Origin of the sequence: Aeromonas caviae, assembly GCF_000819785.1 — a bacterium.
GTDB classification, from domain to species: Bacteria; Pseudomonadota; Gammaproteobacteria; order Enterobacterales; family Aeromonadaceae; genus Aeromonas; species Aeromonas caviae.
Genome location: NZ_CDBK01000004.1, coordinates 1,264 through 18,835 on the forward strand (window position 1 = coordinate 1,264; position 17,572 = coordinate 18,835).

A 17,572-nucleotide genomic window follows, 5' to 3' on the forward strand; every position below is an offset into this window, starting at 1 on the left:
GACACATCCCGACCTAGGTCGGGATGTGTCATTGGGTCAACGGGGTGAGTGCAGCAGATTGTCCAGAGCGCCGGGCAGGGCCGGGAAGCTGAAGTGAAAACCGGCCTGCTGCAAGCGGGCGGGCAGTACCTGCTGTCCGGTGAGCAGCAGATCCGCCGCCTCTCCCATCAGGAGTCGCAGGAGGGGGGCTGGTACGAAGAAGAGATGCGGGCGATGGAGCGTGGCGGCCAGGGTCTCGCTGAACCGGCGATTGCTGACCGGTTGCGGGGCCGTGCCGTTGAAGATGCCGTCACACTCGCCGTGCTCGATGAGAAACAGCATGGCCCGCACCAGATCCTGCACGTGGATCCAACTCATCATCTGGGTGCCGCTGCCCATGGGGCCGCCGAGGCCGAGGCGGTAAGGGGGCAGCATCCTGGGCAAGGCGCCCCCCTCCATGCCGAGTACCAGGCCGATGCGCAGGATGCAGACCCGGGTCTGGGCCGAGCGGGCCTGCTGGGCAAGCTGCTCCCACTGCTGACAGAGACGGTGGGTGAATTCGTCGTGAGGGCTCTGGCATGTTTCATCCAGAGGGGCGTCATCCTGGCGGCCATACCAGCCGATGGCGGAGGCATTGAGCAGCAATCTGGGGGGCGTGCTGGAGAGTTTGACGAGATCCACCAGCTGTTCGGTCAGCAGCCAGCGGCTGTTGCAGAGCAACTGCTTGCGGGACTCGCTCCAGCGTCCGGCTGCGATGGGTTCGCCGGCCAGGTTGATGACGATGTCCACGTCATTGAGGTGATCCAGCCTGTCCAGGCTGTCCAGCAGGGTGACATCGTGGCCGAGCAGCTCGTAGGCCCGGCTGCCCTGGCGGGTCAGCACGACTACTTCGTGCGCTACCTTGAGGTGTGCCACCAGACGGCGGCCGATAAACCCCGTGCCCCCCGTGATCAGTATCTTCATGTCCTGCCTCCCTGACGCTCTAGGGTCTACTCTAGAGCCTGGGTGCCCGATGGACAAGCTCCTGTTTTTATGAGCATTATGATTTTTGTCTCCCAAGACGCCGCCCCCTTTATCCACGGGGTTGCCGGGCGTTGCGACCACGGGGGGCGCCGTGGCGCGGCGGTATCAGGGGCTCATTCCGGCTTGCCAAACGGGCGCCAGCGGGTAAACTCGAGCGCTTTTTCGCCATGTTCATGAGGGCCGTTATGCCATTTCGACGTTTGAAGGTGCGTCAATTCTATGTCCGGCTGCTCTGTGCCTTGCTGGCCGGTCTGTTGCCCATGCTCCTTGGGCTCGTCATCGTCATCTGGCAGACCGCCACCGGCGTGAAACAGGATGCGGTGGCGCGCCTGGAACATGCCAGGGTCATGTTTGACCGCACTCTGGACAATGCCCAGTTGGCGGCGTCGGCCCTCACCGGCAGCCTGGGCAGGCCCTGTCTCGAGGTGGTGCAGGGGCTCAGGGATCAGGTGGCCACGGTGCCGGATGTGCGCAGCGTCAACCTGGCCAGGGGGGATCGGATCTACTGCTCTTCCCTCTATGGCCCGGTCGATGGCGGCATCAAACTGGATGACTATGTCGGGGGCAGGCTCGACCTGATGAAGGGCAACCCGGTCACCCCGAATCGCCCCCTCATCGCCTACCGGGAAGAGGTGGGCGAGTTCAGCGTGCTGGTGGGGGTCGACGGCTACTACCTGCTCAACATCCTGGACATGCTGAGCCGCAACTCCCCACTGGGGTTGGTGGTCGGCAACGAGATGCTGCTGCGAAACAGCGAGCTCACCGACAAGCTGATCCCCAAGGACCGCAGTGGCTATCTCGAACAGGTCTCGACCAGGTACCCGTTCAAGGTAGTGACCACGGTGTCGGTGGATGAGTACCGTGCCCACATCTGGGACTACTCCAAGGTGGGCGTCATTATTTATCCTCTGCTGAGCCTGCTGCTCGGGGTGGCGGTCTTCTGGCTGATGGGTCGTTCGACCTCGCCGGCCCAGGAGCTGAAACGGGCACTGTCCCAGCAGGAGTTCATCCCCTATCTGCAACCCGTGGTGAACGGGGAGGACGGCCAATGGAGCGGTTGCGAGGTGCTGATGCGCTGGCAACACCCCCGTCAGGGGATGATCTCGCCGGATCGCTTCATTCCCCTGGCAGAGGACAGTGGTCTCATCGTGCCCATGACCCGGCTGCTGATGGCGCAGGTGCGCGAACAGTTTGCGGGCAAGGCGCACCATCTGCCGCGAGGGTTCCACTTCGGCTTCAACATCAGCGCCAGCCACTGCAAGGATCTGAGCCTGGTGGAAGATTGCCGGGATTTCATCAACGCCTTCAAGGGGAATCCCATCAAGCTGGTGCTGGAGCTGACCGAGCGCGAGCTCATCGTGGCGGACGAGACGACGGACCGGCTCTTTGCCGAGCTGCATGCCCTCGGGGTCTTCATCGCCATCGACGATTTCGGCACCGGCCACTCCAGCCTGACCTACCTGCAGACCTTCCAGGTCGACTTCCTCAAGATCGATCAGAGCTTCGTCGGCATGATTGGGTCGGACGCGCTCTCCAGCCACATCGTGGAGAACGTCATCGATCTGGCGACCCGGCTCGGTCTGCAACTGGTGGCGGAAGGGGTGGAGAATCAGGTGCAGGCCGACTATCTGAAGGCCCGCGAGGTGACCTTCCTGCAAGGCTACCTGTTTGGCAGGCCCATGCCCATGAAGGAGTTTGTCAGCCAGCTGGCCGGCCAGGGGCGCTGAGGGGAAAGCGCGAGGCAAAAAAAACCAGCGACCGGGTCGCTGGTTTTTTTATGGCCGGATGGCTCAGAGCATGCGGGCCAGGGCGCGGCACAGACGCTGAACACCCTCTTCCGTGGTCGCCTCATCCACACAGGAGAAGCTCAGGCGCAGGGTGTTCTGGATCTCGGGGCGCACATAGAAGGGGGCGCCGGGCACGAAGGCAACCTTCTCCTTGATGGCCTCGTCGAACAGGGCCATGGCACTGACGCTGGGCGGCAGGGTCAGCCAGAGGAACATACCCCCCTCGGGCCGGGTGTAGCTGACGCCGGGCGGACAGTGGCGGGCGAGGGCGGCTTCCATGGCGGCACGCTGGCGGCCATAGACCTCCTTGATCTTCTCCAGGTGAGCGTCGAGGGAGTTGTCGGTCAGGAAGCGGTGCAGCACCTGCTGGCTGAAGGCGTTGCTGTGCAGGTCGGTGGCCTGCTTGGCGATGGTGACCTTCTTGCGCAGCCAGTCCGGCACCACCATCCAGCCCAGGCGGAAGGCTGGCACGACCGTCTTGGAGAAGGACCCGAGCAGCACGGTGTTGTGGGGGGCCAGCTTGGCGATGGGGGGCAGGTGCTCCCCTTCGAAGCGCAGCTCGCCGTAGGGGTCGTCTTCCACCATCAGCAGATCGTGGCGCACCAGGCGCTCCGCCAGGGCTTCCCGGTTGGCGCGGCTGTAGGATACACCACTCGGGTTCTGGAAGTTGGGCACGCCGTAGAGCAGCCTGGCGCTGGAGCCCTGCTCCAGCAGCGCATCCAGCGCTGCCAGATCCAGCCCCTCTTCCGCCAGGGTGATGGGCTTGAAATTCGGTTGATAGACGGAGAACGCCTGGATGGCGCCAAGGTAGCCCGGCTCTTCGATGATGAGATCCTGCCCCTCGTTCACCAGCACCTTGCCCAGCAGATCCAGCGCCTGCTGGGAGCCGCTGGTGATGAGGATGTTGTCAGGATTGACGGTCATGCCGTGGCGGCTCAGGTAGCGGTCGGCGATGAACTGGCGCAGCGGGGCAAAGCCCTCGGTGGTGGCGTATTGCAGCGCGGCGGCTCCCTGCTCGCGCAGCACGTCCTGGCACGCTTGCTCGATGGCCTTGACCGGGAACAGATGGGGGTTGGGCAGGCCGCCGGCGAAGGAGATGATCTCCGGATTGGCGGCAACTTTGAGGATTTCGCGGATAAAGGAAGGCTCGACCTTCTCGAAGCGCTGGGCAAAAAACGGCTGCATAGGGTTCTCTCTGACTAGGTGGCGGTCGCTCCATTCAACCGCCAGGTTATCCGTTTGTATCAGATTTCAGAAATGAGGCAATGGCTGTCACAAAAATCCATAAAAAAGGGCAGGTTTGGCACCTGCCCGAATTTTATCGTCCCGACCCCGGTCAGGGGCGCAAAAACCCCTGTCAGGGGGACATCGGGCGGGATGGGGGTCAGAGTCCCGGCGCCTTGAGGAAGCGGATCATCAGGTCGGTATTGGCCCCGAGCTGCTGCTCAATCCGGCCCGGGAAGAGCTCGGCCATCTTGTCGAGGCGATCATGCTCCGTGTGCCAGATCTTGCCCCACTGGGTCTCGCTGTCCCGGTCGCAGGCGCTCTTGGTGGCGTCGTCGTAGCAGTCCCACAGCGCCGGATTGGTGCTCTGGGAGTAGCCGTCATAGCCATCTTCCCCGTTGATGGTGAAGTTGGTGGCCTCCACGTAGGCGATGGGCACCCCCAGGCAGGCGAACGGCGCATGATCGGACCAGCTGCCGGTCTCCCCTTCCGGGTAACCGCTGTAGCTGGGGTGGATGGCGAACGGGGTGGCGGTTTGCTGGGAGATGGCCAGCAGGCGATCGCGCACCTTGGGATCGAAGCTGTAGCGGCTTGGGTCGGCGCAGTTGTACTCGGCCACGTCGGAGTGGGCCGAGTGGACATAGACGATGTCGCCCCCGGCGATGGTGTCGTAGTTCACCATGGCCAGCAGCTTGGCGACGGCGTCGGTGTCGAGACTGGCGGCATAGGCTTTGGAGCCGTTGAGGCCGTTTTCCTCGGCGCCGAAGAAGGCGAAACGCACCGTGTAGGGCAGGGTCTCTCCCTTGAGTGCCTCGGCAACTGCCAGCAGGGCGGCGACGCCGGCCCCGTTGTCGGTGGCACCTTCGGATCCTTTCTTCTCGCCGGTGCTGTCATAGTGGGCACCGATGAGGATCACCCTGTCGCTCTGACCCTTGAGCTCGGCGACGATGTTCTGGGAGGTTCGGTCTGTGCCGCCCCGGGTGTAGGTGAATGGCTGGTTCTGCACCTCGTAACCCCAACCGGCCAGGTGATCCTGGATCCAGGCGGCGGCGCGGGTTTCGGCCTCGGTGCCCGTGGGACGAGCGCCTATCCCTTCTGCGCCAGAGCTCAGTTGCACCAGAAATTCATGGGCTTGAGCCGCGGGGGCAGGGGGTTGGGAGTCGTTGTCAGAGGGGTTGCAACCGGCCAGCAGGGCAGGCAGGACGAGGGCCAACAGGGTTTTCTTCATACTGCAATCCTTTGTTGTATATGGTTTTATTTTTCCGCGTCAGGATGAACCCGACGTCCGGCAGATTCTGTGAAGGGGGTGGCATTTGTCAACCTTGCCGGTGGATGTGGGCAGTCCCGGGGGATTTGTTGTGGGAAACACTTGCGCCTTGTGCCTATCTTGGGATAATTCGCTCCCCTGTTTTTGCGAACTGATGCAATAACGAGCGATCCATTTATGTCGGCTCTCTTCCAGAGCGATGCAATAACGAGCAATTTACTATGTCTGTGACCCAAGATGTGTTTAACGAAGACGGCAAGTTCATGCGCAAGATCCGCAGCTTCGTCCGTCGCGAAGGCCGCCTGACCAAAGGGCAGGAGAAGGCCCTGGAAGAGCTCTGGCCGGTCATGGGCATCGATTTCGCACCAGAGCCGCTCGACATGGTGGCCCTGTTTGGCCGCGAGGCACCCGTGGTGCTGGAGATCGGGTTCGGCATGGGCGCCTCCCTGGTGGAGATGGCCAAGAACGCCCCCGAGAAGAACTTTATCGGCATCGAGGTGCACTCTCCGGGTGTGGGCGCCTGCCTTGGCACCGCCCAGGAGGCGGGCGTCACCAACCTGCGCGTCATCTGCCACGATGCGGTGGAAGTGCTGGAGCACATGATCCCGAACGGGTCTCTCTCCTGCCTGCAGCTCTTCTTCCCGGACCCCTGGCACAAGAGCCGCCACCACAAGCGTCGCATCGTGCAGCCTGCCTTTGCCCAGGACATCCGCCAGAAGCTTGCCATCGGTGGCGTCTTCCACATGGCCACCGACTGGGAGAACTACGCCGAGCACATGCTGGAGGTGATGAGTGCCGCCGAGGGGTACGAGAACACCTCCGCCACTGGCAACTGGGTGCCCCGTCCCGACTGGCGCCCCCTGACCAAATTCGAGCAGCGTGGCCATCGTCTGGGCCACGGTGTCTGGGATCTGATTTTCAAACGAGTCAACTGAGTCAACGTATCAACTAAGGAGCTATCATGGCCAACCGTAGCCGCCGTCTGCGTAAGAAACTGCGCGTCGATGAATTCCAGGAAATGGGGTTCGACATCAGTTTCAACTTCCCGGTCGGCACCGCCGAAGAGACCATTGATGCCGTGGTCGATGCGCTGATCGACGAGGTGATTGAGCCTCGCAAGCTGGCCTTCGCCGGCTCGGGTCACCTGGCCTGGGAAGGGATGATCTGCACCCAGCAGCTCGGCAAGTGCACCGACGAAGACCGTTCCGCCGTTCAGACCTGGCTGCAAGGCAAAGGGCTGGAGGCCGTGGTGGTCACCGAGCTGTTCGATCTCTGGTACGGTGAGCCGGCCTGATATCTGACTGCCTCCCGGGCAGATAGAAAATCCCGCCGCCGGCGGGATTTTTGTCGGTGGGCTGGCCCCGCCTCGTTTCACGTCATGGAATAGCCAATGGTGTTGTCATCCGAATTACTGGCCGGCATCCTGGAAGAGGTGCGTCCGCTGCTCGGGCAGGGGAAGGTGGCCGATTACATTCCCGCCCTGGCCCAGGTGCCTGCCGACCGGCTGGGGATCGCGGTCTGTACCGTTGAAGGGGAATTGTTCACCGCAGGTGACGCTTTCGAGCCCTTCTCCATCCAGAGTATCTCCAAGGCCCTGAGCCTCACGCTGGCCTTGACCCTCTATCAGGAGGAGGAGATCTGGGCCAGGGTGGGCAAGGAGCCCTCCGGCCAGCCGTTCAACTCCCTCGTCCAGCTGGAGTTCGAGCAGGGTATTCCCCGCAACCCCTTCATCAACGCCGGTGCCCTGGTGGTGAGCGATCTGCTGGAAACCCGGCTCACCGCTCCTCGCCAACGCACTCTGGAGCTGGTGCGCCGCCTGTGCGGCAACCCGGCCATCATGGCGGATCAGGTGGTGGCGCGCTCCGAGTACCAGCACTCCGCCCGCAATGCCGCCATCGCTTATCTGATGAAGGCCTATGGCAACTTCGAGAACGAGGTGGACAAGGTATTGCAGAGCTACTTCAATGCCTGCGCCATCCGCATGAGCTGCGTCGATCTGGCACGAGCCTTCGTCTATCTGGCCAACCGGGGTGTCCCTCTTGGCGAGAGCACGCCCCTGCTGCCAGCCCGGACCACCAAGCAGGTCAATGCCCTGCTCGCCACCTGCGGCCTCTATGACGAGGCGGGCGACTTCGCCTACCGGGTCGGCATGCCGGGGAAATCCGGGGTGGGGGGCGGCATCATGGCGCTGATCCCGGGAGAGCTTTCCATCTGCGTCTGGTCACCCGAGCTCAACAAGGCGGGCAACTCCCTGGCCGGGACGGCGGCGCTGGAGCTGCTGGCCGAGCGCCTGGGCCGCTCCATTTTTTAACTCTCTTCACTATGCATCGAGACGACATCATGAAACGAATGACTGGACTGTGGCGAAGCTGCCTGACCGCCTTGCTGCTCTGGTGTGCCTGGCCCGCGCTGGCCGCCGAGCTGCCCCCGCTCTCCCTGGCGGATGCCAAGGGGAAGGAGGCGGTGATCTTGGATACCCGCCCGAGCTATTTCTATCAGGGCTGGCCCATGGACGGGGAGAAGCAGGGGGGCCATGTAGCCGGTGCCGAGCTGCTCTCCGCAGAGTGGAAATACAGCGACGAGGAGTGGCCTGCGGCACTCGCGAGCAAGGGGCTGAAGGCCGACAAACCCGTCGCCCTCTATGGCACCCCTCGCGAGGTGGCCGAGGTGGCCCGTCTGCTGCGCCTGCAGGGCATCAAGCAGCTGTTCGAGCTGCAGGAATGGAAAGAGGCGCCCCGGGAGCACCTGGCACGCTGGCAGCAGCTGGTCCATCCGCTCTGGCTGGCAGACTTGCAGGCAGGCAAGCCGGTCATCGCCGCCCCCAAGGGGGAGTGGAAGGTGTTCGAGGTGGACTGGGGATCTCCCAAGGCCTATCTGCTGAGCCACATTCCGGGAGCCGGCTACATCGACACCAACCGGCTGGAAGGGGAGCCGCTGTGGAACAAGGTCTCTGACGAGGCGCTCAAGGCGCTGCTGCTGGAGAACGGCATCCGTCATGACACCACCGTCATCCTCTATGGCCGCAACACCATGGCGGCGGCCCGTGCGGCCCATCTGATGATGTATGCGGGGGTCGAGGATGTGCGGCTGCTGGATGGCGGGCTGGAGGCCTGGTTCGTGCAGCATCTGCGCACCGAGACCGGGCTGGCCAACAAGTTCACCCCGACCAAGGCGTTTGGCGTGGCCATCCCGGCCCATCCCGAGTACTACACCACCCTTGACCAGGCCAAGGCCCTGCTCAAGCAGCCGGACGGCGCCCTGGTCAGCGTGCGCACCTGGGACGAGTTCGTGGGCAATACCTCGGGCTACAGCTACATCAAGCCCAAGGGGGACATTCCCGGGGCCAGATGGGGTCATGGCGGGGTGGATGCCAACAGCATGAGCGACTTCCACAACCCGGACGGCACCATGAAGCCCGCCCGCGAGATCCTCGCCATGTGGGATGAGTGGAATATCGAGCCGACCCAGCAGGCCGCTTTCTACTGCGGCACCGGCTGGCGCGCCTCCGAGGCGTTCTTCTACGCCTGGTTGATGGACTGGAAGCGGATCAGCGTCTACGACGGCGGTTGGTTCGAGTGGAGCATGGATCCGGCCAACCCCACCGTCACCGGCGAGCGCAAGCCGGGCAACTGAGACGGCAATGCCGAGCAGCGGAAATAAAAAAGCACCTTCATGGAAGGTGCTTTTTTTGTCTGCAAGGCATCGTGAACCGGGATCAGAAGGAGGCCACGTTGGTCTGGTCGTAGAGGCCGTACTTCCTCGACAGCATCTGGCCGCCGTCCCGGGTCAGGGGGACCCAGCTGATGTTGGCGCTGTCGATGGTGGACTTGAACATCATCAGGTCGAACGGGATGGTGATGTAGAGGCCCTTGGTGAAGCTCCCTTCGCCGTACTCTTCTGCCGACACATTGGTGAAGGTGGCAAAGAAACCGGCGCTGATCCCCGAATCAAAGGTCTTGGCGAAGTTGAACGTGGCGCCATAGTCCCCCGCGAGATAGCGACCCACCGAAATCTGGGCGGTCACCTTGTCCAGAAACGCCGGTTGCCAGTAGGTGGTGACATGGCCGGTGGCGATCTGGTAATCGGCGAGCTGGAGGGTGTTCTCCCAGTCCCGCTGCCTGACCAGGTTGAGATCGGCACCGATGGCCCAGTTGCGGTTGAAGGGGCGATACAGGGCCTCCCCGCCGACACCGGCATACATCATCTCCAGATAACCGCCATAGGCCTGGCCGTACCAGCCATCGGCAAACTTGTCCATGTGGGTGAGCTGCAGGTTGTTGAGCAGCACATTCGATGACGTCACGTACTCCCGCACCCAGGTACGGACCCGGGGCAGGGCCTCTCCATCGGGCGGTGGCTCGGTGTAATTGAACTTGTCGTAGTTGTTGACGAGGTTGACGAAGACGGTGCTGCTCACCCAGTCGTGCTCGGTCATGTGCCAGTCGGTGTTGGCATTCAACCCGAGCTGGTACATGTAGAAACTCTCGGCTCCCCCGATGGACTGGCTCAGCTTGGGCACTATCTTGAAATCCCATGAGCGGGGTTCGGCTCCATGGCGCAGTGTGCCTTCGACGGGGGCCGGTGGCTGGCGGCTGACCTCGATCTCTTGTGTCTGGCCGAGGGGGAGATCGCTGTTGGCACGACGCACGGAGTCGAGATCGACTCGGCTCTCTTGCAGGGGCATCCCCTGCTTCTGCTCGATGATGCGCAGTTCTTTCACCGTGGAAGGCAGGGCATTGACGGCCAGCAGGGTGGCTCTCTGCTCGCTCTGGGCCTGATCCCTGTATCGGGTCTGCTCTGCCTCCAGCGTCAGGGTCTCCTTGTCACTGTAGAGTGAGGCCTGTTGCCAGCCCCCATTGCTGGCCAGCTGGGAAGAGAGCGTTGACCAGTCGACCTGCTCCAGGGAGTCGACCTGGCTGGCCTGATAGGCCGGAACGGGGGGATCCATGACCTTGGGCAGCGACAGGGAAGGGTCGTTGAAGTTGGTATGCCATGTCAGCCCCCACATCAGGGTATTGCCGCGCTGATAGCTGAGGTGCATGTCGAACACATCGTAAGGCTGGTAGACGATGCCCACATTGATGGGAGTGCTCTGAACGATGGCCCCCGCCGACTCGTGACTGTAGTCGTTGCCCTCGTATTCGAGCTTGAGCCTGAGGGGCTGCCAGGGGGTCTGGTACTCTATCCCTCCATAGAGGGCCGCCGGGCCATGGAACAGGCTGCCGAATTCAAACTTGCCGCCGCTGCCCGAGAAGCCGTCATCACGCTGACACCAGCCTTCACGGACTTCACAGAAGGGGTTCTTGATGTTGCCGCTCTGACCCATGTTTCCCCACGCCATTCCCAGGGTGAAATCAAGGTTCTTGTAGCGTTTGCTGGCGACGATGTATTCGCTGTCAAAGAGCCCGGTCCCCATCACATCGCGCAGTCCCACAGAGACCTGTGGGCGCCAGGTGGATTCGGTCCAGAGTCGGGCTTTGACATCCAGCCCCTTGTCCTTGTAGGTCTGGTCGCCACTGAAATTCTCGTCATTGCTGTAGAGCCGGGTGCGAATGTCGGTGTATCTCAGGGTGGCTTCCAGCCAGGAGAATGGCTGCATGGAGATGGACCAGCGCCGGTATTCCTGGTCATCCATGTAGTTGAATGAAAACTCGCCTTCCGGAGCCATGCGTGCCGTCGGCATCTGGAGCAGGCCCACGCCACCAAAATCACTCTGGGTGGGGAGGAGAGGCGAGAAGCTGTCCGTGTTGGCAAACGCGAAGGGGGAGGCAAGCAGCGAGAGAGTGGCGATTCTGGTCAGCATTACTCGGGTATCCGATTAGCAATCATGTCGGCAATACGGAGATTGATGTTCTTGAACTGGGCAGGCAACAGCGCCGGATCGAAACCGGCAAACAGGGTTGCACCCGGCATGGGCTCGATATGGTATTCGTTCCACACCGCGACGGGGGACAACTGGACGCGGCCATCCGGCTGGATGAGATAGACCTCGCCAGGGTTGGCGCCGGGTAGCAGGCTGTGGCCCTGCCAATATTCAGCCAGCCCCTTGGCGGGTTCATGGGGCATGGACCTGCGACTGTTGATCAATCCCAGCAGGTAGAGGCTGGATGGTCTGCGAGAGAGATAGAGAGAATAGTCGCCAGACAGACGAGGGTTGTTTGCAGGCTCCACTCTGCTGAGATCCGGATCCAGCTTGATGTCAATCCGGCCGGCCACATCGAGCTGATCCAGCTCGCGCAGCAGTTGCTGGGTGGCCTGAACCAGGCCGCCCTGATGCGCTCTCATCCAGAGAACCTGGAGGGCTTTCAGATCGCTGAGCAGCTGTTCTTTGGCTTGCTGTGCAGACTCATCTTGGGCGGGGGAGGAGATGATGGCGGCAGGCCAGTAGACGTCGCCGGGCAAGCCGGGCGCATTCAACAGTTGTTCCAGACGCTGGCTATCGGAGAGGGAAATGGTGGTCTTGCTGGCATGGCCGACCATCACCCGGGTGATGCTGTCGGCATGAAGCCATGGGGCATAGCCAATCAGAAGCGAGAGTATGATTTTTTTCATGGTGCATAGGGCTTGGTGAAGACCATCTCGATGGTGCTGTTGTCAGGGCCGATGTGCTGAATGGTTTTTCTGACCAAGCCCGTCTTTTTGTCCAGCCAGTAATAATTCCGCCACGTCAGGTCATCCTTCACCGACTGGACCGTCTCTTCGTAGAGGGAGGTTGTCAGCACGGCGCCATTGATATCCAGATTTTCATCGACCAGCTGTTTGAAGGTGGTGTGGAGGTTTCTTCCGCTGTGGCGAAGTTGCACCCATTCAGCCAGATAACTGAATTGGGCATCGCCTGGAATGACGGCCTGACTCAAGGGATCCGCCATGGTGGCTGCGAAATAGCGAAGATCATTATCCAGCTTGAGCGTCTTGGTAATTCGACCATGCTCGGTCACTATCAAGCCTCTGTCGCTGCTGACCCAGGAGAGGCGATCTCCCTCGGCAAAGGCGAGCACGAGCAATACAGGTGGTCTGTCGTCAACGGTGAGCAATGCACTGGCATAGGGCAGCTTTTCGATGGCTTCCGGGGTAATGGTTATCTCATCATCCGCAGTGAAGATATATTTGAGCTGTTGATAGCTATCAACGTTGCTGTCTGCACAGCCAAACAACAACATTGATAGCAATAAAAGAATGCGCTTGATTAGCATGAAAGCATCACTGAATAAATAGAAAAATAATAAAGACTGCCCTGAGACAGTCTTTATTTCATTATATCAACGAGCTGTGCTGGTGACAGTCGAGGGGTTGTCGTCGTTGTTGTTGCTGGCAACGGCAACGGCAACACCGATGGCAGCAGCAGCGGCTACGCCAACGGCGATGGCACCAGCGGTGATGCCACCGACAGCAGCAGCGCTAGCAGCACCGGCACCGGCAGCGGCGCCACCAGTGCTGGCGCCTGCGCCAGCAGCGACTGTTTCTGCAGCCATGGTCGGGCTGGACAGGGCCAGCAGTGCAGTCATAATCAAAACACTCTTCTTCATATATTTCCCTTATAAAATCAGAATAGTCGACGATCGTTCTACTCTATTGTGATGGCAAGCCATCGTTTTTGATCAATTTGCATCCATTATTTTTTATCATGACGGAATGCAAATCGAACCAAAATTATCATCACCCCCAACATGCCGCCCAAGAGGGCACCCAATACGACGATGAGTGCCCGTTTCGGCTTTATTTTCTCTTCGGCGATAACGGCAGGGTCAAGCACTTTAAAGACATATTCCTGATTGACTTCGGCGAGCATCAAGGTTTTGGTCTGCTCTTCTATCAATTGATAAAAGACTTTCTGCATATCGGCAACGGAAGTCTTGGAGAGTTGTTCGGTCAAATAGGCGATATTGCGTTTTGACTCCTCCTGATCCCGCTGTTTCATGGTGCTGTTGAGATCGTCGATCAACCAGTCCACCCACTGTTTTGCCAGTTGCGGGGAGTAGAAGTCGACGCTGACGGTCAGCAGCCCTGTCTTGGGGTCGCTGTTGAGATTGACCAGGCTCCTGAACGCCTTGATGAGCTCCCAGTCAGTGGGCTCGGGAGACCTGCCGGGCGGCATCTCGCGGACCCACTGATGGGACTGGGTGTCATAGACTTTGGGGTCGATGAGCAGCTCCCCCGTGGTTTTATCCATGCCGGTGGCGGCGATCAGGGGGACGGCCAGTTGATGGCGGCGAATGAACTCCCCGAGAAACAGCCGCGACTTGCCCACCTCGATGGCGATGGAAGCCTTGTCTCCTCCTTTATTGCCCAGATCGACCCCGGCCAGACTGGCCAGCCCGCCGAAGCGGGAGGCCAGCGCGGAGAGTCCTCCCCCCTGTTGTTCAAGGGAGGGGGTCAGGAGCGCTTCGGCACGATAGATGTTGGGACTCCACAGTGCGAAGGCAACGGCGAGACAGGTAGCGATCAATGTGGTAGCAAAGAGCCACCACTTGCCTTGCCACAGGGCAATAGCCAGCTCTCGCAGGTCGATTTCATCGCTTGCCGGAGCAAGATCCCTCGGCAAGGGAATGACGTTCGCTTTTTGTGCTTCCATGATGATTTGATGAGTCCTATGGAATATGACTGGACGCGTCCAGCGCGTTACTTGATGGCGGACCAGGCGACGCCCAACTGATACATGATCTGGGTCGCCGAAGACATGATGCTCAGGTTGTCCAGATAGTCGGAATCCACCGGCACTATGATGGTGTCCCCCGGCTCCAGGCTCTTGCGTCCGCCAAACCAGCTGTCATTGGGCAGCATCACGCTGCCGTTGGCCTTGATGACATAGACGCGATCGGTATCGGCTTGTTTCTTGGTGCCACCGGCCAGGCTGATGTACTCGTTGATGCTGGTCTCCTCTTTGTAGATATGGGAAGAGGGGAACTGCACCATGCCCGCGATGGAGACCACGTTCTGCATGGTCGGGATATAGAGTTTGTCGCCATCCTCAAGCAGGACGTCCGACTGCTTCTCTCCGGCCAGCAGGGCTGGCATGTCGATGGTCATGCGTCCGATGGCCTTGCTGTTTTCCAGCTGGTTGACCACCGACATGGCTTCGGCAGGGGAGCTGCTGTAGTTGGCAATGGTGCTCTGTCTGCGCAAGGTCATGGTCGAGATCTCCTGGCGAAGTTCATCGCGCAGCATCACCAGCCGCTCTTCCTCCTGCTTGCGCAGGGCCTTGCGGGCGAAGATGGCCCCGTTGGGGTTGGCGTAGGTCGTGATGCCACCCACGCGCTCGATCAGATCGTGCAGGCTCTCTCCCCTGCGCACGGTGTAAGTGCCCGGGAATTTCACTTCACCGAAGACCTGGACGGTCGCCTCTTCCCGCCATTGGGGATGGGGCAGGACGTTGATGTTGTCCTTGGATTGCAGCAGCGGTGAACCGTAAGGGCTGTTGGCGGTATCCAGCGAGAATCGCTCGTTCTGTACCAGGATGCTGTCGCCCCGCTCATTGACGCGGGAGAGTTCGACCACGTTGGCCTGCTCGTTGAATCCGCCGGCGGCCAGGATGGCATCGGACATGCGGCTGTTGTCGGTCAGCGGGTAGAGGCCCGGGTATTTCACTTCGCCACGCACTTCCATGATCTTCACCGGCTGACCCAGGGTAGACTGTGCCTTCAGGCGCTCGATGACAGGCGCCAGAAGGGCTTGCCGTGAATCGGCGACCACTGCGTCCGTGGCGGTCTTGTCGGACAGGGAGGAGAGCTTGATCTGAGAGTCATTGCTGAGCTCGTCACTCTTGACATCGGCGCCGGTGGAGACATCGGTCCGCATCATGGCGGCGTTGTCCAGCTCTCTTGCCTTGGTCTTGAGATCCTTCACTCTGGTCGAGGTCGCGGCAGTCTCTCTGAGCCGGTCAGTGGCATCGTTGCGGAACACCAGCACCTGATCCCTGGCCTGGAGTACCACATCGTCCTTGCTGCCCGGCTGTTGCAGCGCCTTGCCCAGGTTGAACTGGATCACGCTGATATTGCGCTGGGAATCCACTTCCCTGACGACCAGGGCATAGCTCAGATCGGTCGCGGAGATGAGATCCCGCTGAACGCTCTTGAGCAGGTTGCTGATGCGGGTGCCCGGGGTATAGCTGTAGACGCCATCACGTACTACGGCCCCTTTGACGACGATGGCCTGACTGTACTCGGTGCTGCTCGGTTTGACCGAAATCTTGTCACCGTCCCGGATGCTGAACTGACGATCATGGCCATTGGCCAGCGTCAGGTTGAAGACCTTCAGACCGGTGTCTGTATGACGTTCTACCGAGACTTCCTGCAAGGCTGACGCCTTTACGCCACCGGCCAGGGCGAGCACGTCCGCCAGGGGGGCAGAATTTCTCAATTCGTAGATGGCGGGGCGCTTGACCAGTCCGCTGATGGACACTTCACTGCCTTTGGCCGGGACGAAGACGGTATCTCCCGCCTGCAGGCGAATATCCTGGCTGGTATCCCCCCAGACCAGCATCTTGTACAGATCCACATCGATGACTTTCTGTCCGGCCCGCTTGACCTGGATCTTGCGCAGGGAGCCGACGGTATCGATGCCGCCTGCCGCCTGCAAGACCTGGGTGACGGTGGCCATGCCGCTGACATTGTAGGCACCGGGGCGATAGGCATCCCCCATCACAAAAACCTGCATGGCGCGCATGGAACCAAAGCTGATGAAGGAGTTGACGCCTATCATCTGCTCCTTGATCCGGGTTTCAAGGTCGCTTCTGAATTGCTGGAAGGTCAATCCACTGGCAGAGATGGGACCGAGACTGGGGAAGTCGATGAAGCCTTCGCGACCGACACTCAGGTCATAGACCGCGTTTTCCTTGCCATACAGCTGCACATGGATTTCATCCCCCGGGCCAATGACATAATCATCAGCAACGGGCATGTCGGTCACCGGGGCATCCAGAATGGGTTCACCGGCGAACACATTGTAACCGAATGGTTGGAGCTCCCCTGGCTGGGCGACTCCTGCGATCAGCGGGCGCTGGGATACCTGGCTATAGTCGACCTCCCGTGGCGCCGCCACCGGCGTTGACGGGGTGACAGGGGTCATGGCGCTGGCATTCTGGAACTGGTCGACAGAAATACCATATTGCTTGGCCAGAGCCTGCTGCTGATCAGCGGGGAGGCGCTTGAATTGTTCCATCATCTGCGGGCTGATTTGCGGCGCAGCGAATGCATTTAAACTAATCGCAGCTAATATCCATGGCGCTGTTATAAATTTCATTTTAGGTAAAGCCTTGCAATGTGTTTGTTCAGATTGCTGAAGATGGTGAGTAATAAATAGGGTGTTTACTCGGTCATCGAGTAAATTAGACTTTCTTTATATATCCGTGAAAAAATAACAAGCCCCGTATATTAGAACATGCTTGTGTGACGTTTTTATATGCAAGGCACCCAGGTATATGGAAGGTCCGGGTATGCTCAGTGTTGTCAGCATGAGGAGCAAACCACCCGCAGGGGCAGGGATGGCATGACTGGTACTTGGCGTCAGCGTGTTGCCCCGTGCACGGTAATTATTGTGTCTTCGCTCATTATGAGTGTCACAACGTCCATGCTGGTCGGGAGTAAAAAGACATGGCTACCGCATCCGAAGGGCAAATCGGCATGGGATGTGTATTTTTTGTTATTTTTCCAGGCTGACTGACAGTGTGCGTCGCACCCGATGGTCAAGGCGTCAAATTATTGATTGTGTTGGCAATGACAATGACATTTGTTTTCCGCGCGGAAATCTATCAAAAGTGTATTTTTTTGCAACATATATCAGACAATTCCTACGGCTGATATCGGATTATTCCTTTGTTTGATCAGAAGGCACAATAAATGGCTGGGTATAAGACCGCATGTTGATAACTCAGCATGTCGGATGTTATGGCTTTGTTTCTGGCGCCTGACCAGGGTGTCGTATAAGGCGTGTCTGGCAGGGTTGACTTTTTGCTCTAATTTTATGGCTGCTGCAGTCAGAAACCCATACTGAGCTAGGCTTCACCTATCACCGCCAGGGTGAGCGTGAAGAAGGGGAGAGTGATGAAAGCTGTGATGATGCTGATTTGTCTGTTGGGATTGGCGGGGTGTAGCTCCCAATACATCATGAGCACCAAGGATGGCAAGATGATTGCCACCGACAGCAAACCCAGGTTGGACGAGACCACAGGCATGTATCGCTATTACGATGAAGAGGGGAGGGAAGTGCATATCAACAAGGACGACATCACCCAGATCATGGAGCGTTGAGGCTCTCCTCAAGCAACAAGGGCTGCCCGCGGGCAGCCCTTGTTATT

At 59.9% G+C, this 17,572-nt stretch carries 15 protein-coding genes; 6 read left to right on the plus strand and 9 right to left on the minus strand.

All coding sequences use genetic code 11. The features are described from left to right. Positions 1-36: 36 nt before the first annotated feature. Positions 37-942 carry a TIGR01777 family oxidoreductase gene (locus tag BN1120_RS00500; protein ID WP_041215747.1) on the minus strand — a complete coding sequence of 302 codons (906 nt, stop codon included), beginning with the start codon at positions 940-942 and terminating at the stop codon, positions 37-39. Between the two features lie 245 nt (positions 943-1,187). Between BN1120_RS00500 and BN1120_RS00505 the strand changes: the two genes are divergently transcribed. After that, positions 1,188-2,729, plus strand: coding sequence for an EAL domain-containing protein (locus BN1120_RS00505; protein WP_041212429.1), 1,542 nt, complete (start codon positions 1,188-1,190; stop codon positions 2,727-2,729). Between the two features lie 63 nt (positions 2,730-2,792). Here BN1120_RS00505 and BN1120_RS00510 read toward each other — a convergent pair whose 3' ends face one another. Together BN1120_RS00510 and BN1120_RS00515 are read right to left on the minus strand one after the other, a co-directional pair. Beyond that, a complete protein-coding gene (locus BN1120_RS00510) occupies positions 2,793-3,974 on the minus strand; it encodes an aminotransferase-like domain-containing protein (protein ID WP_041212430.1) in 1,182 nt (393 codons plus the stop codon). A gap of 199 nt (positions 3,975-4,173) precedes the next feature. Then, a complete protein-coding gene (locus tag BN1120_RS00515; RefSeq protein ID WP_042014277.1) occupies positions 4,174-5,241 on the minus strand; it encodes a M28 family metallopeptidase in 1,068 nt (355 codons plus the stop codon). Positions 5,242-5,501: 260 nt separating this feature from the next. Between BN1120_RS00515 and trmB the strand changes: the two genes are divergently transcribed. From trmB to BN1120_RS00535, 4 genes are all read left to right on the plus strand, one after another. Then, a complete protein-coding gene (gene trmB, locus BN1120_RS00520; RefSeq protein ID WP_010675501.1) occupies positions 5,502-6,215 on the plus strand; it encodes a tRNA (guanosine(46)-N7)-methyltransferase TrmB in 714 nt (237 codons plus the stop codon). A gap of 26 nt (positions 6,216-6,241) precedes the next feature. Then, complete coding sequence (locus BN1120_RS00525; protein ID WP_039040181.1) at positions 6,242-6,574, plus strand: YggL family protein; 333 nt, start codon at positions 6,242-6,244, stop codon at positions 6,572-6,574. Between the two features lie 96 nt (positions 6,575-6,670). After that, a complete protein-coding gene (glsB, locus tag BN1120_RS00530) occupies positions 6,671-7,591 on the plus strand; it encodes a glutaminase B (RefSeq protein WP_010675499.1) in 921 nt (306 codons plus the stop codon). Positions 7,592-7,629: 38 nt separating this feature from the next. Beyond that, positions 7,630-8,913: a sulfurtransferase gene (locus BN1120_RS00535; protein WP_407923538.1), complete on the plus strand. Its 1,284-nt coding sequence runs from the start codon at positions 7,630-7,632 to the stop codon at positions 8,911-8,913. Positions 8,914-8,995: 82 nt separating this feature from the next. Here the strand turns inward: BN1120_RS00535 and BN1120_RS00540 are convergent, their stop codons facing one another. From BN1120_RS00540 to BN1120_RS00565, 6 genes are all read right to left on the minus strand, one after another. After that, entirely contained in the window at positions 8,996-11,083 is a 2,088-nt protein-coding gene (locus BN1120_RS00540) for a YjbH domain-containing protein (RefSeq protein ID WP_042014280.1), read from the minus strand. Then, positions 11,083-11,832 carry a capsule biosynthesis GfcC family protein gene (locus BN1120_RS00545; RefSeq protein ID WP_042014281.1) on the minus strand — a complete coding sequence of 250 codons (750 nt, stop codon included), beginning with the start codon at positions 11,830-11,832 and terminating at the stop codon, positions 11,083-11,085. The genes BN1120_RS00540 and BN1120_RS00545 overlap by 1 nt, the downstream gene beginning before the upstream one ends. Then, positions 11,829-12,473 (minus strand): YjbF family lipoprotein, encoded by a 645-nt coding sequence (locus BN1120_RS00550; protein WP_080767828.1) that lies wholly within the window; start codon positions 12,471-12,473, stop codon positions 11,829-11,831. Before BN1120_RS00550 ends, BN1120_RS00545 begins: the two co-directional genes overlap by 4 nt. A gap of 66 nt (positions 12,474-12,539) precedes the next feature. Further along, the gene (locus BN1120_RS00555) at positions 12,540-12,785 is read right to left on the minus strand and encodes a hypothetical protein (RefSeq protein ID WP_154676070.1); all 246 of its coding nucleotides are present in this window, start codon (positions 12,783-12,785) and stop codon (positions 12,540-12,542) included. Between the two features lie 107 nt (positions 12,786-12,892). Continuing rightward, positions 12,893-13,852 (minus strand): Wzz/FepE/Etk N-terminal domain-containing protein, encoded by a 960-nt coding sequence (locus BN1120_RS00560; RefSeq protein ID WP_042014284.1) that lies wholly within the window; start codon positions 13,850-13,852, stop codon positions 12,893-12,895. Between the two features lie 47 nt (positions 13,853-13,899). Then, the gene (locus BN1120_RS00565) at positions 13,900-16,440 is read right to left on the minus strand and encodes an SLBB domain-containing protein (protein ID WP_052455388.1); all 2,541 of its coding nucleotides are present in this window, start codon (positions 16,438-16,440) and stop codon (positions 13,900-13,902) included. An 878-nt stretch (positions 16,441-17,318) separates the two neighbouring features. Here BN1120_RS00565 and BN1120_RS00570 point away from each other — a divergent pair. Then, positions 17,319-17,525, plus strand: coding sequence for a YgdI/YgdR family lipoprotein (locus tag BN1120_RS00570; protein ID WP_010675497.1), 207 nt, complete (start codon positions 17,319-17,321; stop codon positions 17,523-17,525). The last annotated feature ends 47 nt before the right edge of the window (positions 17,526-17,572 follow it).